This window comes from Paenibacillus alba (assembly GCF_013204855.1).
Taxonomy (GTDB): domain Bacteria; phylum Bacillota; class Bacilli; order Paenibacillales; family NBRC-103111; genus Paenibacillus_E; species Paenibacillus_E alba.
The window spans coordinates 97,623-124,019 of the sequence record NZ_JABMKZ010000023.1 but is presented as its reverse complement, the minus strand read 5'-3'; the positions used below and the strand labels follow the sequence as shown (position 1 = coordinate 124,019).

Genomic DNA, 26,397 nt, shown 5'->3' with positions numbered 1-26,397 from the left:
CCCCTCAAGATGAGATTTCCCAGTATGTAAGACCCCTTGTAGACGACGAGGTTGATAGGTTCGAGGTGGAAGTGCGGCAACGTATGCAGCTGACGAATACTAATCGGTCGAGGGCTTAACCTAAGTACCCAAGCAAGTGAGGATATGCTTTATAGCTGTCCAAGTACTTGATTGGGACACAGAAATCCTAAGAACATCTAACTTTACGTATGTTTCGTATCTAGTCTTCAGGGAATAAATCCCTACTGTGGCGATCGTGGCGAAGGGGTTAACGCACTGGTTTGTGGATCCAGCATTCGTGGGTTCAAGTCCCATCGGTCGCCCTTTTCCCTTAACTAATGGGGATTAGCCAAGCGGTAAGGCAACGGACTTTGACTCCGTCATGCCTAGGTTCAAATCCTAGATCCCCAGTTTACCCTTTAAGCGGTCGTGGTGGAACGGCAGACACACCATCTTGAGGGGGTGGCGCTCACAAGGCGTGAGGGTTCAAATCCCTCCGACCGCATCCCAGTTTTAAAATGCTGAAACCCTTGATATTCAAGGGTTTTTTGCTTTTTTAGGATTTTGTATTTAATTTTGCAAGGTATAAAAAGTGACCAATTCCGACCAAATGGTCAAGAATATTTTTTTCGCTAATTTAGACTTGTAATGGACATGCCCTTTAATAAAAGGCGCGGTCCATTTTTTATTTTTTCTTTTGGTTTTTCTGTTGGTGTTCCATTGTCAGATGTAGAATCATCAAATAGCATTTTCCCGAAATTCTGTGCTGTCTCTTTTTGCATGCTAGGCAGTAAATGGCTGTAGGTGTCTATGGTTATACGGACATCGGTATGTCCTAATCTTTCGGAGACGATTTTAGGGTTTACTCCTTGCAGTAATAGCAATGTTGCATGAGTGTGGCGCATATCGTGGAAACGGATGCGAGGATTTCCAGCTTTCTTTGTGATGTTACGGAAAATCCTTCGTAGGTTGCTGCTATTGGCTGGCATACCAGATTCATTGCAAACGACGAGATCGTTGTCACAGTAATCTTGCCCTGCTTCTTGTTTTTCGCGGCAAATGAGCAAGGAATGTTTCTTTAACTGTTTGATCGTTTCTTCAGGCAAATCAATCGTCCTTGCTCCAGATTTAGTTTTGGTGTAGGGTAAAATTCCTTTGCCATCGTTGCTAACTGTTTGGGTAATTCTGACGCAATTCTTTTCAAAATCAACATCTTTTCAACGTAAGCCCAATATCTCGCCTTTACGCATACCTGTGGTAAGTACAATAAGATAGGGATGGAATATCTGCTGGCTCCCTCAGAATGCTTTAGAAACGATTGTACATACAGTAACTTCTTTTTTGACTGCCATAGGGCGATCAACCAAGGAGGCGGGATTTTTCGCTATCAGGCTCCAACGCTCTGCTTTCTTTAAAGAATCATTAATCATTAATCAAGGTATGGATTTTTTGAATATTTTCATCAGATATATTTTTCTCTTTGGTCAACTTGTTATATAACTGCTGAATATGCATCGGTTTTAGATTAGATAATTCGATGTTTCCAAGTGCGGGCAATACATGATTTCTATAAGCCACGTATAAGTATCTAGCGTTCGTTGCCTGACCTTGGTTAGCTTATCTTCGAGATACTGCTTGGTCATATAGTCCTTGTAGGTTAGCTTGCTTGGCTTTATATAACTTCCAGTGGTTTAAGGAGTGTTCAAGCTGATTGATGGATCTCTGAGCTGCTTGCTTCGTTTTAAAGCCGCTTTTTTTGTATTGCTGTGGTTTACCATTCTCTTTCGTTCCAAACGTCAATTTTGATTATAATTGGATGTAATGAGTTCGATTAGTTTTTATTGTTATCAATGCAAACTGCTTGATTAATCAAAGCATCTCTTTCTTCTCTTAATTTTGCAATTTCAGATAAATTGGTCTGCTTACGTTCAATCGAGGTTTTGCGATTCAAATATTCAAGTGCAAGTTTGATGTGACGAGCAGCGATAGATACTAACCGTTCACTGCAACATTCATTTTCCGACAACATCAACAGATACTTATTCATGGGTCCAACGTATCCGTAGTGCATATTACCAATGTCTTCGCCACGCATCCAGTTACCACCGAACCCATAGCCATCAGCATTTTTGTAATCTTTTTTGTAATCCCAAGGTCCTCCGGAAGGTACTTTGCTAGCGAACTCTTGACCTGTTCCTATTGGATATGTACCTTGTTGCGCATCATTTAAAGCATAGTATGCCATATAGGCGGCATTTTGCCTCATTTTTAACGAAAACTCTGACGTTATCTGGATGACTGAAGCAAAAGCGGTGTTGCTTAAAGAACCAAAAAGGACGAGTGTAACTAGTAAAGATAGTATTTTTTTCCTATTTAACATGTATTTTCCTCCTTTAGTAGATTGTTTATTATTATATTTGGTAAAATTGGATAAGTAAACCAAATTATCTTGAGCGAGGTGCTAGAATGAAGAGATTTTTGATGATTAGTCTTGCTACGATTTGTGTAATTGTCCTCTTGATAGGCTACTCGATTTACTATTTCTTTTTCTCACTGGGTCATTTACCCAGGGGGGAATTAGTGAAAATACTAGAGTCGCCTGAAAAGAGCTATACAGTAAATCTATATCTAGTAAACGGAGGAGCGACTACCGATTTTGCAATCAGAGGAGAACTGGTCAATAATAGGTCGGCATCTAGTAAAAATATTTATTGGGCTTACCAGGAATCGAGTTCTGAACTTTCTTGGGTAAATGATCATACGGTTATTATTAATGGTCATGAGTTGAATGTGAAGAAAGATAAGTATGATTGGCGTCGAACATCGAAAAGATAAGAGTTAACTTGTCCTTCACAATTACGGGAACGCAGAAACTTTTGGAATCTGATGCATCAGCAGTCAACCTTCAGGGACGGGAGGAATAGCGGAGTGAGTATGAAAATTCCCCCGTGTGGCGAGGATCGGGGCATTTTCCTTTTTTACGAAACTATTCTTCATGGGGTATTGAATATACCAGTTCTTTATCAGGGACTAGCACAGGTAGTTCGACATGATTAGTTTCAGTTTGGCCTTGAATTTGCACAGTTTTTTTATTCACGGTTGTACCAACGAGAAAACCAGAGATACTGTATTCAGTATTCAATAAAAACTTATCTTTTGTCTGAGTTGAAGCAATTAACATTGAACGATCATTAGCATTACTTGATTTGAGTACGTGCTAGTCGATAATCCATATATAAAATATGCTGGTATGAACAATTGATTCTGTCAACTTATAGCCTCAGAGGGAACTCAGCGATGAGATCATTGAAAAACAAAATTTTTGGTCAAGAATATTTCGCTTCTATAACTCGGAAGATACGGGCTAATTCATATTCATGTCTCGAACTCCTTGATACGACTGGATTCTTGCCCGCTAGAAGTTATTTACAAGATAATGTTCCTTATCTTGAGGTTTACAAAAAAATGTCCTTAGCAAGTAACTAAATGCTAAGGACATTTTTTATTGAAACGATAACCAAAAGAAAACTTCACAATATTCTATGTCAGTAGCTATCCTTTGATTGGCCACATTGCTTAGGTGATATGATTACATTCCTATAAAGAAGTTCCTACTGTAGGGCCCCCAGTTTGCCCCTGTGAAACCTGTTCTTCCTTCTAGGTTGACAAAACAAGGGAGTACTACATAAAGAACACCAGAGAAAGCGTTAGTTCTAGAAGTCAAAACAAATCTCATTTTGGAATTGTCCAAAGGTGATATCATTCCCATGTCATGACGTATGGTGTTTTCTCTTGTAAGCATCTCCCCCATACCGACACTAGCAAAATTGGCAGGCATAGACATATTACTTCTTATCCAATAATTAGAAATATTAGTCGCTGAAGCTAAATCAGTTGGTTGGTTATAAGTCATCATTATTTGGTTATGAGCTAGTTGTCTAACATCCATAAGGATAGGGTAGGACATCATTTGCATATTATCTGGATCTCTTGATCCTTCCTGCAATACGTGAGAAGTATTGCAGGGTGATTGTGAATAACTCATTCATTTTCCTCCGATTTTAATGCAATAGTCATTTGTCTAGAAACAATGTATGTAAAACAGTGGATATAGGTGAAAGAGAAGTTAGGCATAATCAGTGAATAACGACTGAGAAAACCTGTTTACAGATCGGCGGTTAGAATTAGATCCCAATGATCCAAACTTCCTTGAAGAGTACATTAAGAAAATCACTGAGCGATTCGAAGAAAAAGAAATAGCCAGAACAACCTGAAAAACGGCACCCATAGCTGAAATTTGAAGCCTACCATCGTTGGCAGGAAACACATACAATAAGTAAAGTGAAAGTGCTTACACTTAGATGGGTATGGAGGTACGGCTAAGATGGATACAGATGCGGATATTCCTATTCCGGCGCATAAGTCAGCAGCTGCTAAAAACACCGCATCCAGGCTGCTTCGCAAAATGTATGGGCAACGCTACTTGCAAGCGATGGCGCTGCTGGGAATTGCTTGGATGATCATTTTCAACTATGTGCCGATGTATGGGATTATTATTGCGTTTAAAGATTTTAATATCATTAAGTCGATTTCTGCAGCGCCTTGGGCCGGGTTGGAGCATTTTAAAGCTTTTATGGATGACGACAATTTAGGTTATGTCATTAAGAATACGCTGGGTATGAGTGTGCTGAAATTAGTGATTGGTTTTCCGCTGCCTATTATTTTTGCTCTTTTTTTGAACGAGGTACGTTCGATCGGATTTAAAAAGCTGGTACAGACGATTTCGTATCTGCCGCACTTTCTCTCGTGGGTCATTCTTGGTGGAATTCTTGCGACTTGGCTGGCGGACGTAGGCATCATTAATAAAATTCTTTTAGCCTTAAATGTGATTCAGGAGCCTGTCAGTTATTTGGCCGAGCCCAGCTATTTCTGGAGCATCATTATCACTTCTGATATTTGGAAGGAATTAGGATGGTTGGCGATTATTTATTTGGCCGCGATGTCCGGGGTATCTCCGGAGATGTATGAGGCTGCGACGATTGATGGCGCTGGACGCTTTCAGAAGATGTTCTACATTACGCTTCCATCGATTATGGGAACGATTACGATTTTGTTTATTCTGGCCGTCAGCGGCATCCTGAACTCGAATTTTGATCAAATTCTGGTGCTCAAAAATCAGCTCAATGAGAGCGCTAGCAACGTGATTGACGTGTATGTGTATCAAACGGGGCTTCAGCAAAGCCGGTTTTCTTATGCTACAGCAGTCGGACTAATTAAATCGCTGATTTCACTTGGATTGCTTCTCTCGGCGAATTTCATTACGAAGCGGTTGAATAATACATCGTTATTTTAAGGAGGTGCTAAGTCTTTGCTTTCATTAAAACGCAGAACCTTCAAAGAGGTGGCATTCGACCAAGCGAATAATGTGCTGATGCTCGCGATATGCTTCGCAACGCTGTATCCCATCTGGTATGTGCTAGTCAATTCCTTCAACGATGGGAATGACGCTATGCGCGGAGGCATTTATTGGTGGCCGCGGATGTTCAGCTTGGACAGCTACAAGGCGGTGTTCGCCAACGACGGCATCATGCTCGCCATGGGCATCACTGTTGCCAAAACGTTGGTCGGTACTGTTGTCCATGTATTTTTTACGGCGATGGTCGCCTACGCGTTCTCGCGTAGGGAGCTGATTGGACGACCGATTTATATGGTAATCGGTACGATTACTTTATTTTTCAGTGGAGGATTGATTCCGTACTACTTGCTCATTCGTGATTTGGGACTGCTCGACAGTTTCTGGGTTTATATTATTCCGGCGATGTTTAGTTTTTTTGATCTTATCATCTTTCTTTCCTTCTTTCGGGAAATTCCTGATGCGCTGGAGGAAGCGGCGAAAATTGATGGGGCGAATGATTTTAAAATTTTTTATCAAATCATCCTTCCGGTCTCCATGCCCGTGGTTGCTACGATTGCGCTGTTTCATGGGGTGTATCAGTGGAATGATTATTTTACAGGGATGATCTATATTAACAAAAGCGAGCTTCAGCCGATACAAACCTACTTGTACCGCGTAGTAGCGCAATCGAGCTCCAACCAAATGGTTGCCGCTACAACGGGAAGCATTGCCAAGACGGTATCTTCTCAGTCCATTAAACTGGCGACTATGGTGGTAACTACGCTGCCGATCGTCATTGCTTATCCATTTTTGCAAAAATATTTTGTTAAGGGTTTCATGATTGGTTCGATTAAAGGATAATGGGGGAAACGCAAATGTTCATTAGGAAATCACGCAAAACGATGACTACGCTGCTTGCTTTGTTTACAGCTGTTTCAATTACTGCTTGTTCCACGGATAAAGGCGCGACCAACACGGCGAGTCCAGAGCCTGCGAAGTCAACTGAGGCTGCACAGCAAACTGCCGTACCGGCCGCAGCGAAAGCGGAGGAAGGTTGGAAATCAGATACGAAGCCGATTACGTTTGATTGGTATCTGAACTTCTCCTGGTTCCCGAACAAATGGGGCGTGGACCCAACTTCCCAATACATAACGAAGAAAACAGGGGTAAGTGTTAATTTTATCGTGCCTGCTGGCAATGAAAACGAAAAGCTGAATACGATGATCGCATCCGGCAAGCTGCCTGATTTTATTACACTGGGCTGGTATGAGGATGCGGTGAAAAAAATGATCGAAGGCAATATGGTACTGCCATTGAATGAACTCGCGAAGCAGTATGATCCTTATTTCTTCAAAGTAGCAGACCCTGCCAAAACGTCCTGGTACACACAAAAAGACGGCAATTTCTATGGTTATCCGAACGCTTCCTCTTCTACACAGGATTATAAAAAGTATGGAGAGAACTTTGTTTCCAATCAAACGTTTTTAGTGCGAAAAGATATGTATGAAGCGATCGGCAAGCCAGATATGAGAACGCCGGAAGGGTTCCTTAATGCGCTGAAGGCAGCGAAAGAGAAGTTCCCGGAAGTTAATGGACAGCCTCTCATCCCGCTTGGTTTAAATGAATTCGGGGACACAGGCAACTATTCCTTGCTGGATGCGAATCAAAACTCATCTATGTTGGCGAACTTTCTGGCGATTCCTTATGAGAAAGATGGCAAGCTGTATGACCGCTCGACAGATCCGGAATTCGTGAGCTGGCTCAAAACGTTCCGCAAAGCGAATGAGACGGGTTTGCTGTCCAAAGATATTTTTATCGACAAACGGCCGCAAATCGAAGAAAAAGTTGCCCAAGGCAGGTACTTTGCGATGCTGTACCAACGTTCAGATTTGGCTAAGCAAAATATTTCCTTGTATCAAAAAGATCCAAATACAGCTTACATTGCTGTGGATGGCCCTGCGAATTCGAAGAAAGATGCTCCTGTTCTTGCAGGACCTGGCATCTCTGGTTGGACGGTTACGCTTATCTCCAAGGATGTGAAGGATAAGGCGAGAGCGATTAAATTCTTAAGTTATTTGATTAGTGAAGAAGGAAATAAGGATCTATTTTTAGGGGAAAAAGGGGTAAGCTACGATACGATCAACGGCAAGGAACAATTTAAGCCGGAAGTGCTTGATTTGCTGAACAAGGATCGTGCTTCTTTTGACAAAAAATATGGCTCATCCTATACGTTCTGGATGCTGATGGATACCAATATGAACCTGAAGTGGTCTCCGCCAAGCGTAGAGCCGATTAAGCAGCCGGAAGAGTGGACGAAAGGCAAAACGAAGAGCTTATCGCAATATGACAATATTATCCCGACAGGTACGTCTGTCGAAGGAATTGCCAACAGCAAGATTGCTCAGAATTGGGGCAAAACTTTGCCGAAGCTGCTGCTAACCAAATCGGATGCGGAATTTGATCAGCTTTTTGATAAATTCCAAAAGGATCGGATTGCAGCTGGACTGGATAAGGTTCAAGTCTATGAGCAAAAGGAATTTGAATCGAATACTAAAAAGATTGCCGAATTCTCGAAGTAAAGCCAAAAGCAAGCCCGAAAACCCGGTTTACACGGGCTTTCGGGTTTTTCGCCGCAAAGGTATCCCTCTCAGGTAAATTTTGTATTAAGATAAGAGGGTTAGAACCTATAGATATTGGACGTGATGTCATGCGAGACGCGCTACGCAGAGGAAAGAGCAGGATTACCCAGCTGACTAGCCGTATTTCCATCCAAGCCAAATTAATTGTGGCGTATATTGTAATTATTTTAATTCCGATCATTTTGTTTTCCTGGTATTTGTTTAATGGCTTTTATCAAAATACGCTTCAGGATACGTTGAAGAAAAATCAGTATATGCTGGAAAGCGAAAAGGCGAACATTCACAATAATATCGAAATTGTAGGGAGAACGGCGCAGCTTTCGATAGCTGATCGGGAAGTAATTGATTACTTGCAAAATGCCCGCGAGCTGGAAGTGCGTGAGTTGGTCGATTTTAATATGAATACATTTTCTAATTTGCAAAGGCTGATGTTCAATAACCCGATTATTGCCAATGTTCGCTTATTCACAGATAATCCGAAAACGATGGAAATTTGGCCGGTCATTTTCAAAGAAAGCCGGGTTGCCGGAAGAACGTGGTATCCGCGTGTAGTCGCTAAGAAAGGCGCTGTTTGGTGGGAAATTCTGCAGAATGAGAAGGATGTCATGAAGCGTGATACGCTGGATGGCGAGGCAGCTTCAACTTATGTATCCTTGCTTAGGGAAATTTATTATCCGAGTGATACGCATGTCGGTATTCTTGAAGTGGATATGCTGATTGATAAATTTTTTCAGAAGACGTTTAGTCCGATTCAAGACGGTGAATCTCACATGCTTGTTGTGGATCGCACGGGGCGAATTTTCACGGATACGGCAAATGACTTCTTTCAAGGCATGGATCTGGAGCAGCTTCATCGGGAATGGGAGGCACGCTCCCACGAGGAGGCATTTCATTTTAATTTTACGGTAGGGGATACGCCATATCTCATCTTATCCACACCGATTGAGCAGCTGGAAGCTCATTTACTGAATGTTGTCTCCCTGAAAAAGCCGGTTACGCAGATCCAAAAGGCCCGTAATTTATTTATAACCGCAGCCGTAGTGCTGATTGCTCTATTGTCTATTATCACGTATTTCTTGCAGTCCCTTATTTTGAAAAAGCTGCACATTTTGCGCGATTCGATGAAAAAGGTTCGCCGAGGAGATTTGAATGTGTACATTGATATGGATGCGGGAGGGGAAGTTGGCGAGCTTGCCCATCATTTTAGACAAATGTTGAAGAAGATGAATGAACTGATTGTGGAAGCGGTGAACAAGCAAGCGTCCAAGAAGGAAGCGGAGCTAAACTCGCTCAAAAATCAAATTGATGCCCATTTCCTCTATAATACGCTGGAAAATTTGAAAATGATGGCGGAAGTCGAGGCGCAGTATACGATCTCTGATGCTTTAACCTCCCTCGGCTCAATGATGCGTTATAGCTTGAAATGGTCGAAGGATCATGTACGCCTGCGTGACGAAATCCAACATATCCAAAATTACATGGCGATCATGAATATACGGTATGACGGTATGCTGGAGCTTAAGCTTGATATTCCAGAGGACTATATGGAGCAGGAAGTGCTCAAGATGTCACTGCAGCCGCTTATTGAAAATGCCGTCAAACATGGGATGTATATAGATCGAGCAAGACGCGAGGGAATCACAATTAGCATTCGAGCTTGCAAGAAGGATAATACAATGATGATCGAGATCACGGATGATGGGGCAGGCATGTCGAGGGATAAGCTTGGCGAGCTTCATGAGAAGATGGTGATGGAGGATGGCCCTTTTCATCTGAAGTACAGTCGTTATGTACCGAAGGAAAATGAGGGGAATGGGATTGGTCTGCGCAACGTGAGTCAACGAATTAAGATGTATTATGGGAGAGAATACGGGATCACAATTGACAGTGCAGAGGGCGAATTCACACAAGTCATGATGAAGCTGCCCTATCTGATTTTATCTGGAGGAATGTCTGCTGATGAGAAAATTGCTTATCGTTGATGATGAGAAAAATATTCGTCTTGGCCTAAAAGCGATGATTGCACGGGAATTCCCGGATCACTATGCGTTTGAGTTCGCAAGCGATGGCAAAGAAGCCCTCCAGGTGATTGAGAATTCTCAGATTGATATTGTTATTACGGATATACGCATGCCTGAGATGGATGGGATAGCGCTGATTAACCGAATTCAGGAGTTAAACTTGAAACCAGTCGTTGTTATCCTTAGCGGACACGATGATTTTCAATATGCGAAGGAAGCTATTCGCTGCGATGTGAAGGAGTATCTCTTGAAGCCGATCATCCGCGATGAGTTGTCCCGTACGATACTACGTCTAGAGAGAGAGCTTACGCTGAGGGAGGAGCAGTTGACGAGTTCGAGCCATCAGTTGGAAGCTTTTCAAGAAAGCCAGTTGAGCTATGTGCTTAGTCATCCGCATCTGGAGGAAGAGGACTTGCAAAGCAAGCTGCAGCGTATCGAGATGGGCTGGTTGGATGAAGGCTTTCAATTCGGTATTCTGCAATATACAGGAACCGTTGATGAGATGGGACACACCGAGTTTCTCGCGCGTATTCAAGCGGAAATCAACAATGCGCCTGAACGATGCCGCGAGCAGCGTGCCCATGTGTATGAGAAGAAGAACCAGCTCGTTCTCATTGCCAAGCACCGGGAGCTGTTCCACTATTTATCTGATCGTATTATGGGATCGAGTTACTTTTCCTATCGGATGGGACTCAGTGAGTACACCAGCGGTATAGCCAATCTGCATAAATCCCATGAGGAAGCGCAGCAAGCGCTGATCTATACCTTTCTGCTTTCTGTTCCAGGTGTAGTCCGTTATGAAAGTATTCGTCATAAAAGCAGGGAGTTTCAGGTGCCTGTGGAAACGATCCGCAAAATCGGGAACATGCTGGGCAGTGATCGCGACAAGGAAATGACCAGCCTGCTGCACGAGGTTCTTGATATGCAGACGGTGGTTAGGTTTGATATTTCCTATTTGGAGGCGATTAGCAAGACGTTTAATGAGTTGGTTTTTGATAAAATATTTCAAATCTATGGCGGCGAGTCGGTGGAAATTCTTCGGCTGTTCAAAAAAGTCGGTGATATCGCCAACTTTACTTACTTCCACGATTATTTCCATAGTGTAGAAGGGCTGCTGCATCGGCTCAATGATTATGTGAAGAGCATGAAGTCGTTTCACATCGACCATAAGGAAATGAAGAAGGCCGTTCAATATATGCAGGACAATTATCAAAAGGATTTGAACATGACAATCGTTTCCAATCATGTGTCTTTGAACTATTCCTACTTCAGTCAGGCGTTTAAGGAATTCACCGGCGAGAGCTTCGTTAACTATTTAAAAAAGCTGCGCATTGATAGAGCGCGGGAATTGCTTTCCTCTACAGCGTATAAGGTGTATGAGATCAGTGATATTGTTGGCTTCGAGAATACGAAGCATTTTAGCCGTGTGTTTAAGGAGATAGAAGGCGTAAGTCCGCAGGAGTTTCGGGATCAAGGTCACGTGATGAAGCACGGATAGAGCTGGGGGGCAGAAGTGTGAAAAAGCATTGGATCTTTGAGCCTGCCCAAAAAAAAGGCAGTCTCAAGCGCCGAAAAAGGCTGCCACCCCGCAAAAGTAGGCTGAGCCCGCCGAAAAGGCCGGCTCAGAAGTGAAAAAGCGTCGAACCCACTTTGAGCCTGCCGAAAAGGCAGTCTCACTCTCCGAAGATGGCTGCATCCCCGCAAATGTACCCAGAGTAAATGCTAATTTCATCCTTGCAGGTTTCCAAGAAGCAACTCCAGCAAACCGAGGCTTGCTTAAGTAAAAGCACACCCGGAAAATAATGAAAGTGTAAGAACATCACGTGATTGCATGCAAATCTCTGAATTCTTTAGGCGTAATACCCTCGTTTTTTTTGAACAATTTAATAAAATAACTGGGACTTTCAAAACCGACTTTGCGGGAGATTGCTTTAATTTCTAAGGCAGGAAATTGCTGAAGAAATTCCTTGGCTTTGCGGATGCGAAACCGGTTGATGTACTCGAAGGGCCTTGTACCTAATGTTTTTTGGAATAACACACACAGATAGTGAGGAGTCACGGCTAGTTGATCGGCCAAATTTTGCAGTGTGAGCTGCTGATCATAGTGATTTTCAATATAGTCAATGACAGGCTTCAAATGCTCGTATTGTTCATGGTTGGAACGGGTGTCGGAGGTGGACGTGTGACGAAACAAATCCAACAGCAGTCCATATAGGAGATGCGATCCATCGTAACTGGACATGGATGTTCGAAGACTGTAAAGGCTGTTCATTTCATTAAATCTAGCCAATAAAATCTCCGGCTTTGTTATATAAAGCACCAGCGATTTCGGAAAGTTCAAAGATTGCAGAAGCGGCTCGGCAAAATTCCCATTAAATTCTACCCATTGAACGGTCCAAGGCTCAACCAGCGGATAATAGCGATGAGGCACCCCCGGATACAGAAGCATGCCTTGACCTTTGGACAAAGGTAGTGTGGATCCCTCGATTTCTAGCATGCCCTGACCATCAAAGCACTGAATCCATTGAAAGCCTTTGTATCCCTCTTTACGCATAACTTGTGGCTGATGAATCCAATAACCAGTGGAGACAAGGTAAAGTGGCAAATGATAGTCAATATCGGTCAGCACATTCCAGAAAAAACGCCGCATGTAAACCACCATCCCATGAATAATGTTAATTTTATTATATTAGCATAAATATCCTCTGATTGTTGCTCGTTAGTGGCAATTATATAATTATCAATATAGTTATATATATTAAAACTATATCCACGAACAGGGAAGAGGGAGTCTATATGGCAGCTCAACAAGCAAGAAGCAGGGAAAGCTTTGATAACGATTGGTTTTTTCACAAAGGTGACATCCCCATCAAGTATGCCGTAAAGGCTGGCATGACGGGAGGGATAACGGATAATGGGAAGCGGGAAGAAGGGGAATGGCTCGACATTGCTTACGTTGATCAAGAATCAGCGGAGTCCGCGATCCCGAAGGAATGGAGTCGGGTGAAAATCCCGCATGATTGGGTTGTGGAAGGCAATTTCATGAATGACCCGAATCTGGGAAGCCGTCCAGCAAGCCATGGCTATTTACCGACGGGAATTGGCGTTTATCGCAAGCTGTTTGCCCTGCCTTCTCATGATCTAGGGAAAAAGATAAGTCTTCATTTTGATGGCGTAATGGGGATTAGCACGGTTTGGATTAACGGCCATGTTATTGGAACTTACAATAGCGGCTACAGCAGTGTTCAGTATGATATTTCGGATATTGTGCGGTATGGGGATGAAGGAAATAACGTCATTGTTGTTAAAGTAGATGCAAACCGATATGAAGGTTGGTGGTATGAAGGAGGAGGCATTTATCGCCATATATGGCTGCAAAAAACGGATCGGCTTCACGTCGCGCAATGGGGAACTTATGTGACAACACCTTACGTATCCGATGAGATTGCTGATATTCATCTGCAAACACGTTTGCATAACGAATACGAGCTAGATCAGGCATGTGAACTGAAATCCACGGTCAAGGATGCTGAGGGTGTTACTGTGGGCTTTGTCAGTGAGAAAGTGACGATTGCCCAGCTCGATCAGAAGCAAGTTGACCAACTCGTATCCGTTGCAAAACCTAGACTGTGGTCACCGGAGCATCCTTATTTGTATGAGCTTCTTACGGAAGTCATCGTAGAGGGCACAACTGTGGATACGTACAGAACGAGCTTTGGCATTCGGACAATTGCTTTTACGAGAGAAGGCTTTATCCTAAATGGCAAGCCTACGCTCCTTAAAGGGACTTGCAACCATCAAGACTTCGCGGGTGTCGGCGTGGCCTTGCCAGATCGCGTAATAGCGTATAAGCTTCAATTGTTAAAAGAAATGGGCTGCAATGCCTACCGCAGCGCGCATCACCCGCCATCGCCTGAGCTGCTAGCTATGTGCGACCGATTAGGGCTGATGGTCATGGATGAGAATCGCAAGCTGGATAGTTCTTCGGAGGGAATTGCGGAGCTGCAGAGCTTAATTATGCGGGATCGCAATCATCCATCAGTTATTGCTTGGTGCCTGGAGAATGAAGAAATTCTCGAAGGGAAAATAACAGGTGCGCGGGTTCTCCGCTCGCTCGTTCAAGTTGCACGCAAGCTTGATCCAACACGGCCTACACTTGCAGCCATGAACCATGGCTGGAATGGAGAAGGATATAGTGACCAAGTCGATATTGTCGGATACAATTATGGTCAGCGCAATGCTCAGGACGTAACGGACCATTACGCCTATCCCTCGCGAATTATTTTAGGAAGTGAAAGTGCCAGCAGTACAACAACACGCGGGATCTACGAAGTGGATCAAGAGAGAGGCTATTGTCCTGCCTATGAGGGCGTCCTCATGCCATCATGGTCCTGTACGGTCGAAAAGGCTTGGAACGATCTACTGCAGCATCCTTTTTTGAGCGGCGTGTTTATATGGACCGGATTCGATTACAGGGGCGAGCCAACCCCGTATAGGTGGCCTTGTGTGCTTTCTCATTTTGGCATTATGGATATATGCGGATTCCCGAAGGATGTTTATTACTATCTCAAATCGGTTTGGACGGAAGAGCCCATGGTCCATATCCTCCCTCATTGGAACTGGGCAGGAAGAGAAGGGGAACTGATGGATGTCTGGGTGTATTCGAATGGAGATCAGGTGGAACTCAGCTTGAATGGAAAAAGCTTAGGAACAATGCCGATGATACCTGCAGGGCATTTGGAATGGAAGGTTCCTTACGAGTCTGGCGAAATGAGGGCAATTGCCTACAGGGATAAGAAGCCAGTTGCCGAGAAAAAGCTTCAAACGACAGGTGCGCCTGCCAGCATTCAGTTGGAGCCTGACCGCCAAGACATTCAAGCCGATGGGATGGACGTATCTTTGGTTAAAGTATCGATTCTGGACGCGCAGGGGCGCGTGGTTCCGACTGCGGATAATGAAGTGCTATTTGAAGTGGAGGGCCCAGGACTTCTCTTGGGGGTAGGAAACGGCAATCCAAGCAGCCATGAGCCGGATAAAGCGAATCGACGCCGAGCCTTTAACGGATATTGTCTGGCGCTGATTCAAGCTCATGCACAGGCAGGCGAGATCGTGCTCAGAGGTACTTCCTCTGGGCTGAAGTCAGCCGAAATAAAGATAGCCGTTCGTTAAATGAACAGGGTCATAAGAAAGGATGTAGACAATGGGAACAAAAGATGATGTCAACTTGCCCAACCAATCTGTGCCTTGGGATCTTGAGGCCCTTTATCAGGCAGGACCTGTGTACTCCGCGCCTGAATTCGAAGAGGGCGAAATTAAAGCGATTTTTTATGAAGGATTGCCTTACCAAGGAAATTCAACGCGTGTTTTTGCTTATTATGGGATCCCAGAGTCAAGCTCAGAGGCCAAGGTTCCTGGTATCGTCCTTGTTCATGGAGGCGGGGGAACAGCTTTCAAAGAGTGGGTTCGCATCTGGGTTGATAAGGGGTATGCGGCCATCGCCATGGATCTGGAGGGCCATATCGGTACTGTTAAAAACAGTGACGGTATGTGGCCAGGACACGAATGGAGCGGTCCGGCCCGCCAAGGGGAGTTCAAAGACTATGAGCTGCCTGTGGAAGATCAATGGATGTATCATGCCGCTGCGGATGTCATTCAGGCGCACTCTATTTTGCGCGCTTTCGATCAGGTGGACACGGAGCGGATAGGGGTTCACGGCATTTCGTGGGGCGGGATCGTCACAAGCCTTGTTGCTGGCGTGGACGATCGTTTCTCGTTCGCAATTCCCGTATATGGCTGCGGATATTTGTACGAAGCAGGGAATCAATATGGGAAGAGCTTTGCAGATATGCCGCCTGAGGATCGACAACGGACGAAGCATCTGTGGGACCCCTCTTCGTATTTCCATCGGATTTCGATACCGATGCTGTGGGTGAACGGGAGTCATGATCCGCACTTTCCGCTGCAGCTATTCAGCAAATCTTATTTAGCATCGCAGCAGGGAGTCAGTCCTACGAATCTCAGCATGCAGTTTGGACTCCGACATTCACATTCCGCAGGATGGCAGCCGCAAGAAATTTACCAGTTCGCGGATCATATCACGAAAGCTGGGCCATCGCTGCCCCAGCTTTCGCTGCCAGAGAGAAGTGGAATGAACGTGAAGGTTGTTATTTCCTCCGATGCTCCGATAGTGAAAGCAGTATGTTGTTATGCTGCCGATATAGCGGACTGGTTTAATGTAGAGTGGTCTTTCAAGGATGCACAGCTGGAGCTGGCAGCTAATGAAATTCATGCGACGCTAGCGGATACAGCAGCAGCCTATTTCATTCAAGTGACAGATGAGCGAGGCAACGTAGTAAGTACGCCAATTCAAATGCGCACGTTTATTTAGCCTTGAACGGTGGAGATGCTCACCCCATTTTGAAAGGAAACACAAGCAAAGTGTAAGAAAATACATATCACTTAACTTGTGTGGAGTTTATGATGGGGTAACAAGCGTTTGCTTGTCAAATTTTGAATAAGAGGTGGGCTCGATGAATCCGTTATGGGGTAAGGTAGGAATCGGTGTCTTGGCGATCAGTATGATTGCGGGATGCAGTTCAGAGGTTGCCGATCAGAAGAAAGGCGAAACGGCGAAGGCAAAGGAAAAGCTGAAGTTTTCCATGTCGGTTACGACATCAGGCAATAAATATGCGGAGAAATCTGCGGACGTAAATAAAGAAAAATGGGTTATGAAGCTGGAGGAGCTGTCCAACACAGATCTGGATTTCAAAATGATACCGCTCAAGGATTTCGACGCCAAAATGTCGCTGATGTTTGCTTCCAATGAAATTCCCGATGTTGTGCAAAATGTTGGAGGCGCTACCACGAAGGGAATGTCAGGCTCCGTTGAAGCCGGCGTGTTCATGCCGCTGGATGATCTGCTCAAGGAGTACGCACCGAATATTATGAAAGCGGTACCGAAAGAGGCTTGGCAAGAAACAAGCTACAATGGCAAAGTATATGGCATCCCATCTTGGTTATCCAATCCATCGCGACGCGCCACATTTATTCGTTCTGATCTGCTGGCCCAAACCGGTCTGGCAGCGCCAAAAACGGTAGATGAATTCTTGAATGTCATGCGAGCTTTCAAAAAACTAGGCGTTGAAAACCCCTACCAGCTGCGCGAGAACTTTAAATATGCGGATACCATTTTGGGGTCATTTGATGTTCTTCCGTCTCAATTTGAGGTTCAAGGCGAACAAGTTGTACCGAAATTTTTTGATGTCGAGAATATGACCAAGGCCCTTCAAAGCTATAAAACGATGTTCGATGAAGGCTTGATTCCGAAGGACTTCGCTTCGATCTCATCAACCGACTATGGTAAAAATATCGAATCCGGCAAATCCGGGATGTGGTCAGCCAACGCACAAGGCTTGTCTAACTACCGCAATAAAATTAAAACAGCGGTTCCTGCTGCCAAAGTCGATATTATTCCTTCTCCTCGCGGGCCTGAGAATCAAGGAGGCCACTTGCTGTATTCGAGCATTAATACGTCCTACTACATCAACAGCAAAGTATCCAAGGAGAAAGCGATCCAAATCATTCGCTTCTTCGAATGGATGACGACACCGGAAGCAGAGCGATATTTCTCCTTTGGTATCGAAGGGGACACGTACACGATGGAGAACAATCAGGTGAAATTTACGCCTCCTACGAAACCTGAGGATATTGACGAAGATGGATTCAGAGGGATGTTCTGGTTTGTTCACGATGCGAAATACAACAAAGCCAAAGAAGAGCTGACACCGGAAGGGCGTGATATGATGCAGGCTTTGGACACGATTGTTTCCAAAGAAGGCTTGGGTTCGGTCCGTTTCGTCCCAGCGCTTGAAACGTTCTCCAGATATCCGGATATTGCCCCTCAAGGTGATGATGTAGGTCCTAAACTCATTATCGATCATATGATCAAAATGATTTATGGCAAGGAACAGATCGCGGACTGGCCGAAGGTCATTGAAGAATATAAAAATAAAGGCGGAAACGAGATGATTAAAGAAGCTACGGAACGTTACAAAAAAGGAAATGGCGTTATTGTTTCGACGAATCGCTCGTAAGAACGCAAGGAGGTAATCCATTCCATGAACACGAAACATCTCATCTCCATGAATTACCCTGCTTCTTGGTGGCGTTCTTTATGGAGGGAGGCTTTGCCTTCCGGCAACGGGAGAATCGGAGCTGCTGTCTGACGCTTAAGCTGAGGACGGAAAGCTTATGAAAGCTAAAGTAAACGGACGATATCCCGTTCATCCCGGTTCGCTGATAACGCTTCCTTTTTTCGGAATGAAGGAAGTAGACGGTTCGGTGTAGAAAAGTTGAACATATCTCCGTAAGGTTTGAAAGGTGGTGCTTGGCTCCATGCGGTTGCTCATTGTCGATGACGAGCCGATGATTCGAAGCGGATTGATGAAAATGGCACAGCAATATACACAATCTTTCCAAGCGATCGAATTGGCTGTCAATGGGGTTGAAGCGCTGGATCGCATCCAACAGATGGAGCCAGATCTGCTTATTACTGATATCCGTATGCCGAAAATGGATGGTTTGGAGCTTTGCCGGATTCTTCATGAGAGTCATCCCTATTTGATGAAAGTCGTGATCTCCGGTTATAACGATTTTGACTATGCACAAAAATGTTTGTCATACGGGGTTAAGCATTATTTGTTAAAACCGGTTACCCCGCCGGATATTCACGAAATGCTGGATCAGATTCTAAGGACGCAGTCACAGGGACTTATTCCGGTTTCTCGTCTGGTCGCATGGGTGGAGCGGCTGGAAGAGAGCTTGTGGAATCTTCAGACCGATGAGATTGCCGATCTCATGACGGAGTGGAAGGCGAATTGCGGCCATTTGCCCGTTCAACAGCTGAAATATCTCTTGAATGAAGTGCTGCTTATGGTCAGTAAAAGCTTTCAGGAGAAACAGCGTGCGCTGATCCCTGAGCTGCTGGACCCTTTGCATGCGCCTACTCAAGCAGATTTATTTCAGTCGTTTGAATGCCGGATGAAGGCGGTCATCGATAATATTTTGTTTGTAAGACGAGGCAATTATAAGGACCCCATGGAAGAAGCAAGGGTCTATATTGATACCCGCTTATCCGTCGAAGTTACTTTGTCAGAGGTTGCGGACAGGGTCGGGATTACACCGACTTATTTCAGTACATTGTTTAGAAAAATGACAGGCGAGACGTTCATCAGCTATCGCATCAACAAAAGAATGGAAAAAGCGAAGGACTTGCTATCGATTCCCCATAAGAAAACAGTGGATATTGCGTCTGAGGTTGGGTATGAGGATTATCCTCATTTTGCCAAAACCTTTAAGAAAATCTTCGGGATGTCTCCCTCGGAATATCGTGCTTCGATGGGCATCAAATGAAAAATCGCAACGTTTCTCAAAAATTGTTTCTTTCTTATTTGGTCGTTATTCTGATTTCGTTGACAAGCGTAGGCTACTTTTCCTACAAGGCATCCTCAAGGCAATTGGACCAATTGGTTGACAAGCAGTTGACGCAAGTTGTGGGCAGCGCCGTCCATCATACGGATCTATATCTGAAGGCTTATGAACGCTTGATGGTTTCACTGCTCAACAGCAACGATATTAAACGGTTCATTGATTTGCCGGAAGGCGAAACCGGATATCCCTATTATGAGCTCCGCAAATTGATCAAAGAAGTGAGTATCGACCCGCTGTTCATCCGAAGCCCGGAAATATCCGATATCTTCCTGTTAAGCTTCAATGGGAATGCGATGTATATGTATAACGGGATTACTGCGGAATCGTTTACGAAGGAGCAGATTAAGCAGCAGTTGGCCTTCTATCAAGCCAATACGACAACGACCGGCAGCTTGAATGTGCTGAACTATAGCATTATACCAGGGCAAGAGCATGCGATGCTGACGCTTGTCAGGCGCATTCGGGGGCTTTCTTCTACAGAGCCTAAAGGAATTCTTTCCATAGAGCTGCGTGCTGCCGAGCTGTCCGAGCTTTGGAAGGGCATCGATTTGGAAAGCGATGGCTACTTCTTCATTGCCGACGGGCAAGGCAACTACGTTTATCATCCAGATGCCAATCGGCTTGGCGAGGCTATGCCGGAATCCATTCAGCATCAGGTGCTTGAAGCGGGAAACGATGCGTTTACAGCTAAAATGGACGGGAAATCGCGTGTCTTCATGAGCCGGAAATCCAATTATGGCAACTGGCGGCTTGTTGTGTCCTTGTCTGTCGATGACTTGCGCAAGCCTGCGGATACGATTCGGACGACGACCATGATTGTTGGAGGCTTTACGCTTGTTCTCGCTTTGTGGCTGGCTATCCGTTTTGGGAAAACGATTACAGATCCGATTCGCAGGCTGAAGAGCGCTATGCGCGAAACAGAGAAGGGCAATTGGGCGATCCTGCCTGTGCCGAATCATCGGGATGAAATTGTGGAGCTGATTAGCCGCTATAATCTCATGGTTAGTCGACTAGCGGAGCTTGTGGATGAAGTGTATCAAGCGGAATTAAGAGATCAAGCGAGCAGCATCGAGAGGCAGAAGGCGGAGCTTCAATCTCTGCAGCTTCAGATTAATCCCCACTTTTTGTATAACACGCTGGAGACGATCGTTTGTTATGCCGTGATTAAAGATAGTAAGGAAATAACGGAAATCGTCAAGGCTTTGGCCTATATGCTGCGTTATTCTGTTCAGACGCATCTGGAAGAAATTACGGTTGCCAATGAGCTCAAGCATGTCTTGCACTATCTGGTTGTGATGAAGCACCGGATCGGAAGGGAATTCGATATTGATGTCGCAATAGATCCCTCCTATTTGCTTCACAACATGGTCAGATTGACGCTGCAGCCCTTGGTGGAGAATACGTTTCAGCATGCTTTCCCGGATGGGCTGGAGGACTACCATTATATCCGCATTCATGCAGGCGAGGACGATGCGATGTTCTGGATCAGTATTGAAGACAACGGTGCGGGCATTCAGGAGGATAGGCTGCAAGAGCTGCGTGAGAGGCTTCGGGAGAACCGGCTTGCCGAACACGAGAACGAGTCTGACAGAGAGATAGGCGGCATTGGCATCATCAATGTGCATCGCAGAATCCAAATGGTTTTTGGGGAGCAATATGGCTTGAAGATCCAGAGCCAGATCAATCAAGGGACCAAATTAATCATGATGATGCCCAAAAAATGAAGGAGGGAAAAATAGATGGCATCGAAAACGATTTCTGCCGGACAACGACAGTATCGATTGGCGAATATACGCTCGCAGCGGGCAATTATCCAGAAATACTGGCCATTGTACGTAATATCCATTCCTGGGCTGCTCTACTTTGCCATTTTTAAATATATACCTTTGTTAGGCTCTGCTATTGCTTTTCAGAATTACAATATTTTTAAAGGTGTAACCGGGAGCCCTTGGGTAGGCTTGGTTCATTTCAAACGTTTATTTGCTTACCCCGAGTTTCTGAATATTTTGAAAAATACGATGCTCATTGGCTTATATGATCTCGTCTTCGCCTTTCCAATCCCTATTGTGCTAGCTTTGCTTTTGAATGAGATTCGGATAAATCGCTATAAACGAGTCCTGCAGACCGTCATCTATATGCCTCATTTCCTTTCATGGGTCATTGTTGGCGGCATTATCATGGGACTCTTATCACCGTCTACGGGGCTGATCAATCAAGTCCTTGAGCGGTTCCATTTAGACTCCATTTATTTCTTAGGCGAGAACAGCTACATCCGCTCCATTCTGATTGGAACCGGGATATGGAAGGATAGCGGATGGGGCACGATTATTTATCTCGCTGCGATTGCGGGGATTAATCCGGATTTGTATGAAGCGGCCGAAATGGACGGAGCAGGGCGCTTCCGTCAGGTCCTTGCCATTACGATCCCCTCAATTCTTCCGACGATCACCATTTTACTTTTGCTGCATATCGGGCATTTTCTAGATTTCGGCTTCGAGCGAGTATTTCTGTTCTTAAACCCGCTGAATAGTGAAAATGGCGAAATTCTGGACACTTATGTGTATCGAGCAGGCTTAATGGATCATCAATATAGCTTTACGACAGCGATCGGACTTTTCAAATCACTTGTTGGCTTGGTTTTACTTATGTCAGGCAACATGCTGAGCCGGAAAACGACCGGAGAAGGCTTATACTAAGTTGTTCCACAGGAGGTGAGTTACGTGATTACAACAAAAAGCCAGCAAGCTTTTCAGTACTTTAATCTGGTGTTATTGTTTCTGATTGGACTTACAATGGTGCTGCCGCTGCTGCATGTCATCGCGTTATCCTTCAGTGATGCGGTAGCCATCAATCGTCGAACTGTCGGCCTTTGGCCAGTCGGATTCACCTGGGAGAATTATCACATGATCGTGAAGGATGCGACGATGTGGATGGCTTTCCGCAACAGTTTGACGATTACCGTGTTCGGCACGCTGATGAACCTAGCAGTGACGGCCAGCTTAGCCTATCCGCTTTCTCGCCAAGAATATTTGTTTCGGAAACCGGCGCTCATTTATATCCTGATCACCATGATCTTTCACGCGCCGCTCATTCCGAATTATTTGTTGCTGAAAAACCTGCATATGCTGAACACACTGTGGGTGCTGATGATTCCAACGGTCATAAGCGCATTTAATCTATTCGTCATGCGTTCCTTCTTTATGAATCTTCCGCAGGAGTTGCTGGACTCCGCCCGTATTGATGGATGCGGAGAGTTCCGGATCATCTGGAACGTGGTGCTTCCTTTATCGAGACCGGTCATGGCGACAATGGGCATCATGTACGCTGTAGCGAATTGGAATATGTATGCTCAAGCCATTTATTATATTGATAAAAGATCGCTGATCACGCTGCAAGTCAGGCTGCGCGAAATTGTCATCACGGATAATATGGGCTCTTCGGATGTCACCTCGGATCTCCAACTGCTTGTCTCCCCAGAGGGGTTGAAAATGGCGGTGATTGTGGTGGCGACGATCCCGATCCTGCTCGTATATCCGTTTCTTCAGAAGCACTTTATGAAAGGCATGATGGTGGGCTCCATCAAATCATAGATTTGCACCAAAAACAGTAAAAAAACAAATAGCATCTTAAATAAACATAATCATATCAAGTCGTTTGAGGTTATACTTTAAAATAGTGCGGGAGAGACGATAGTCAAAAGGAGTGCATACGGAATGAAACATATCCTCATTGTTGATGACGAACCGATGGTTCGAATGGGTCTGGCTAAGCTGGTTAGACAATGCAATCCATTGTTTCGCCCAGTCGTTGTGGCCAATGGGGTTGAAGCGCTCGAGCATATCAGCAAGCAGCGCCCAGATATGATTCTGACGGATATTCGGATGCCGAAAATGGACGGTTTAGCCCTGTGCAGACAAATTCAGGAGTTGACGATCAACGTTCCTATCGTGGTTATTTCCGGCTATGATGATTTCACCTATGCACAGAAGTGTTTGACCTACGGTGTGAAGGAATACCTTTTGAAACCGCTTACCGAACATGAGCTGTACCCTGTGCTGAACAAACTTCTATTGGAGCAGGACCAAGCCCAGCCGATCTCATTTTTCCAAGTAGAGGAGTGGCTCGAGCGCGTTGAATCGACGATCTGGTCCGCTGATTTGGAGGCGCTGCATGGCCTTATGGACGTTTGGAAGCAGGGGGATCTGACCAAGGGCATCCAGGTTGAACAATTGGAACGCATTATTGCCGATGGCTTGAAAATTGTAGTGAAGAAGCTGAACGCACACGGTATGGTAACCTTCACGACGAGTGCTCCCTTAACGCAGCTGAACACCATTGAAAGTGCCATTGTATACTTGCAGCAGGAATTGGTGAGCTTGTATCATCAGCTGTTCCTGTGGCGTGGCGGCAATCAAAAAAGTCTGTTTGAGGAAGCCAAGGCGTATATCGATTTGCATATATCCGAGGAGCTGAGCCTTGAGGAAGTAGCCGAGAAGATGGGGCTTGCGCCTACTTATTTCAGCTATATGTTTAAGAAAATGACGAATGAAACCTTTGTGCAATATCGGATGAAAAAACGGATCGAGATGGCCAAACGGCTGCTCGAAATGCCGCATTATAAGGTCGTTGACGTCGGAGTGACCATTGGGTATCAAAACTACCCGTATTTCACGAAGATTTTCAAAAAAATGACAGGCTGCTCGCCAAGTGAATACCGCTGCATGTTGGGGATCAAATAATGAGATCCAGCTTGGCAGCTAGAATGTTCGCGTATTTCGTCATTGTGATTGTAATATCTTCTTCCATCGTCGGCTTCGTCCTTTACGTGCAGTCGTCCAAAGAAGTAGATAAACAAACCAATGAGCTCCTGACGCAAATTGTGGATAACGCCATGAATCATACGGATATGTATTTGAAAAAGTATGATCGGGCCACGTTGTCCATGCTCACGTCGACGAATGTAAAGGAATTTCTAAATACGGACAAAAACAACTTTGTCTCGTATTTTTTGTCGATTCGCCCGATCAAGGAAAAGGTGATTCAGCCTCTTTTTATTAACAATCCAGAAATCTGTATGGTTTATTTAATTGGCTATAATGGTTTAAGCATCTATGACCATAATACGGATGTGATCGACTTTAACCAGTCGGTCTTTCAAGACAAGCTGGATGTTCTGAAGGAGATGACGAATAACGACGGTAAATTGACGATTATGGACTGGAGCTTTCTGGACGGCAAGCTGGCGGTTACCCGCAAAATTTCGGATCGTCAAACGTCGAAGGTGTTCAAAGGCATTGTTGGCATTGAGTTGAATATCGAAGAGCTTACAACCTTGTGGAAGGGAATACGTCTGGGAGAGACCGGTTATTTCTATATCGTGAATGACAACGGGAAAATCGTCTACCATCCGAAATCCGAGATGATTGGAAAGCAGCTGAATGAAGGGCTGTTGACGAAGCTGAAGGAAAATCAAAATCGCATTTTTACCTATACGGATGGTATCGAACGGGTGCATTTCAATCAAAGGTCCAACTACTCCGGCTGGACGCTTGTTGCTTCTATGCCGCTTAACGAGCTTAAAGCTCCGGTTAAGAATATTAGAAAGACAACGCTCATCACCTGTGCGTTTGCATTGGTCCTTGCTTTAATTCTCGCTTACCGATTCGGGAGGTCAATCGTTCAGCCCATCAAAAAGCTGGAAAGCGGCATGCGCCGAACAGAGAAAGGCGACTGGACACATGTTGCGATTAGCGGGCGGACAGACGAGATGGATCGTCTCATTGTCAGCTATAATATGATGGTGTCTAGACTGCAGGAACTGATGGAGCAGGTGTATGCGGAAGAGCTTAAGAATAAGGAGTATCAGCTGAAAAGGCAAGCCGCTGAATTCCAGGCGCTGCAGCTGCAGATCAATCCGCATTTTCTCTACAATACTTTGGAAACGATTGTTTGCTATGCGGTTGTACAGGATTCTCAGGAGATTAAAGAGATTGTCCGATCGCTTTCTTACATGCTGCGCTATTCGATTCGGGCTGATCTTGAGGAAATTACCGTCGCGAATGAACTGAAGCATGTTCTGCAATTTATGACGATTATGGATTATCGATTGGGCCATCCTTTTGAGTTGGAGGTGCTGATTCCTCCAGAACTGCTATTGAAGAAAATGGTCAGGCTGACCTTGCAGCCATTGGTGGAGAATATATTCAAGCATGCCTTCCCGGAGGGGATCGAAAGTTACCATCGGATTCGCATCGATGCCTATATGGAGCACGAGGATTTCGTTGTGACCGTCACGGACAATGGCTGCGGCATAGCGCCGGACACGCTGGAGGAGCTTCGAACGAAGCTGATTAAGCAGCATCTTCATTCGCCATTTCCTGAGCGCAAGGAACGAGAGGGAGGGATTGGCCTCGTGAACGTGCACAGCCGTATTCAAATCGTATTCGGCGAGAAATATGGCTTATCCATTACGAATAATGAGGACGAACCAGGTACGAAAATTACCTTACGAATGCCGGACAAGACGGGAGACATCGGCTTTTCTCCTTAATATATAAGACATATGAGAGAATTCAGGGAACGCTGCATAGCTGCGCTAAATCCTTGTATTCTCTTTTTTATGTTGGATAGGTGAGCCTGATTGAACCCCGAAGGGAACTAGGTTCCCTTATTCATCATGAAATTAGCCATTTGGTTAGTCAAACGGAACTACGGTACGTTATTTCAGCTCATTTACTTAAATTTTAGCCTAGGGAGGTGGAATAAGGGATCCTAGTTCCCTTTCAGCGGTAAATTGTTGATTCTGAGGTCAAATAGAGGATCGTAGTTCCGTTTGGTCAGGGGATTCCTAAGA

The 26,397-nt window shown here is 44.8% G+C and carries 18 protein-coding genes, 3 tRNA genes, 1 rRNA gene and 2 pseudogenes; 20 read left to right on the top strand and 4 right to left on the bottom strand.

Translation table 11 applies throughout. The features are described 5' to 3' along the window. From HQN90_RS24775 to HQN90_RS24760, 4 genes are all read left to right on the top strand, one after another. Positions 1–123 (top strand): 23S ribosomal RNA (locus tag HQN90_RS24775); the annotation flags it as partial. Between the two features lie 127 nt (positions 124–250). Then, positions 251–323: transfer RNA gene (locus HQN90_RS24770), tRNA-His, on the top strand. A gap of 16 nt (positions 324–339) precedes the next feature. Continuing rightward, positions 340–411 (top strand) — tRNA-Gln (locus tag HQN90_RS24765). 12 nt (positions 412–423) lie between these two features. Continuing rightward, a tRNA-Leu gene (locus tag HQN90_RS24760) sits at positions 424–505 on the top strand. Between the two features lie 229 nt (positions 506–734). Here the strand turns inward: HQN90_RS24760 and HQN90_RS40140 are convergent. Continuing rightward, positions 735–1,800: pseudogene (locus HQN90_RS40140) on the bottom strand (tyrosine-type recombinase/integrase); the annotation flags it as partial. 31 nt (positions 1,801–1,831) lie between these two features. Then, complete coding sequence (locus tag HQN90_RS24750; RefSeq protein ID WP_173223674.1) at positions 1,832–2,380, bottom strand: polymorphic toxin type 44 domain-containing protein; 549 nt, start codon at positions 2,378–2,380, stop codon at positions 1,832–1,834. An 86-nt stretch (positions 2,381–2,466) separates the two neighbouring features. Here HQN90_RS24750 and HQN90_RS24745 point away from each other — a divergent pair, with 86 nt between their 5' ends. Beyond that, the gene (locus HQN90_RS24745) at positions 2,467–2,835 is read left to right on the top strand and encodes a DUF5412 family protein (protein WP_173223672.1); all 369 of its coding nucleotides are present in this window, start codon (positions 2,467–2,469) and stop codon (positions 2,833–2,835) included. A 754-nt stretch (positions 2,836–3,589) separates the two neighbouring features. Here HQN90_RS24745 and HQN90_RS24740 read toward each other — a convergent pair. Then, a complete protein-coding gene (locus HQN90_RS24740; RefSeq protein ID WP_246362818.1) occupies positions 3,590–4,045 on the bottom strand; it encodes a hypothetical protein in 456 nt (151 codons plus the stop codon). 339 nt (positions 4,046–4,384) lie between these two features. On the opposite strand from HQN90_RS24740, the gene HQN90_RS24735 reads away from it, so the two are divergent. The 5 genes from HQN90_RS24735 (at position 4,385) to HQN90_RS24715 (ending at position 11,553) form a co-directional block, all read left to right on the top strand. Then, entirely contained in the window at positions 4,385–5,353 is a 969-nt protein-coding gene (locus tag HQN90_RS24735) for an ABC transporter permease (protein WP_173223669.1), read from the top strand. 15 nt (positions 5,354–5,368) lie between these two features. Next, the gene (locus HQN90_RS24730; RefSeq protein ID WP_173223667.1) at positions 5,369–6,256 is read left to right on the top strand and encodes a carbohydrate ABC transporter permease; all 888 of its coding nucleotides are present in this window, start codon (positions 5,369–5,371) and stop codon (positions 6,254–6,256) included. 14 nt (positions 6,257–6,270) lie between these two features. Beyond that, the gene (locus tag HQN90_RS24725; protein WP_173223665.1) at positions 6,271–7,974 is read left to right on the top strand and encodes a type 2 periplasmic-binding domain-containing protein; all 1,704 of its coding nucleotides are present in this window, start codon (positions 6,271–6,273) and stop codon (positions 7,972–7,974) included. A 128-nt stretch (positions 7,975–8,102) separates the two neighbouring features. Continuing rightward, positions 8,103–10,016, top strand: a complete 1,914-nt coding sequence (locus HQN90_RS24720) for a sensor histidine kinase (protein ID WP_173223663.1) — start codon at positions 8,103–8,105, stop codon at positions 10,014–10,016. Beyond that, the gene (locus HQN90_RS24715; RefSeq protein WP_173223661.1) at positions 9,994–11,553 is read left to right on the top strand and encodes a response regulator; all 1,560 of its coding nucleotides are present in this window, start codon (positions 9,994–9,996) and stop codon (positions 11,551–11,553) included. The genes HQN90_RS24720 and HQN90_RS24715 overlap by 23 nt, the downstream gene beginning before the upstream one ends. A gap of 321 nt (positions 11,554–11,874) precedes the next feature. On the opposite strand, the gene HQN90_RS24710 is transcribed toward HQN90_RS24715, so the two are convergent. Next, positions 11,875–12,705: an AraC family transcriptional regulator gene (locus HQN90_RS24710; protein WP_173223658.1), complete on the bottom strand. Its 831-nt coding sequence runs from the start codon at positions 12,703–12,705 to the stop codon at positions 11,875–11,877. A 146-nt stretch (positions 12,706–12,851) separates the two neighbouring features. On the opposite strand from HQN90_RS24710, the gene galA reads away from it, so the two are divergent. The 10 genes and pseudogenes from galA (at position 12,852) to HQN90_RS24665 (ending at position 26,094) form a co-directional block, all read left to right on the top strand. Further along, positions 12,852–15,224, top strand: a complete 2,373-nt coding sequence (gene galA, locus HQN90_RS24705) for a beta-galactosidase GalA (RefSeq protein WP_173223656.1) — start codon at positions 12,852–12,854, stop codon at positions 15,222–15,224. Positions 15,225–15,255: 31 nt separating this feature from the next. Continuing rightward, a complete protein-coding gene (locus HQN90_RS24700) occupies positions 15,256–16,443 on the top strand; it encodes an alpha/beta hydrolase family protein (protein WP_173223654.1) in 1,188 nt (395 codons plus the stop codon). A 142-nt stretch (positions 16,444–16,585) separates the two neighbouring features. After that, positions 16,586–18,148, top strand: coding sequence for a type 2 periplasmic-binding domain-containing protein (locus HQN90_RS24695; RefSeq protein WP_173223652.1), 1,563 nt, complete (start codon positions 16,586–16,588; stop codon positions 18,146–18,148). A gap of 24 nt (positions 18,149–18,172) precedes the next feature. Further along, a pseudogene (locus tag HQN90_RS38365) lies at positions 18,173–18,277 on the top strand (glycoside hydrolase family 95 protein); the annotation flags it as partial. Between the two features lie 172 nt (positions 18,278–18,449). Then, complete coding sequence (locus HQN90_RS24690) at positions 18,450–19,466, top strand: response regulator transcription factor (protein ID WP_079418587.1); 1,017 nt, start codon at positions 18,450–18,452, stop codon at positions 19,464–19,466. Beyond that, complete coding sequence (locus HQN90_RS24685; protein WP_173223650.1) at positions 19,463–21,268, top strand: sensor histidine kinase; 1,806 nt, start codon at positions 19,463–19,465, stop codon at positions 21,266–21,268. Before HQN90_RS24690 ends, HQN90_RS24685 begins: the two co-directional genes overlap by 4 nt. Before the next feature lie 15 nt (positions 21,269–21,283). Beyond that, a complete protein-coding gene (locus HQN90_RS24680; protein WP_173223648.1) occupies positions 21,284–22,240 on the top strand; it encodes an ABC transporter permease in 957 nt (318 codons plus the stop codon). A 24-nt stretch (positions 22,241–22,264) separates the two neighbouring features. Continuing rightward, a complete protein-coding gene (locus HQN90_RS24675) occupies positions 22,265–23,134 on the top strand; it encodes a carbohydrate ABC transporter permease (RefSeq protein WP_338042375.1) in 870 nt (289 codons plus the stop codon). Positions 23,135–23,257: 123 nt separating this feature from the next. Beyond that, positions 23,258–24,283 (top strand): response regulator transcription factor, encoded by a 1,026-nt coding sequence (locus tag HQN90_RS24670; protein WP_173223646.1) that lies wholly within the window; start codon positions 23,258–23,260, stop codon positions 24,281–24,283. Beyond that, positions 24,283–26,094: a cache domain-containing sensor histidine kinase gene (locus tag HQN90_RS24665; protein WP_216855447.1), complete on the top strand. Its 1,812-nt coding sequence runs from the start codon at positions 24,283–24,285 to the stop codon at positions 26,092–26,094. The genes HQN90_RS24670 and HQN90_RS24665 overlap by 1 nt, the downstream gene beginning before the upstream one ends. Positions 26,095–26,397 lie beyond the last annotated feature (303 nt).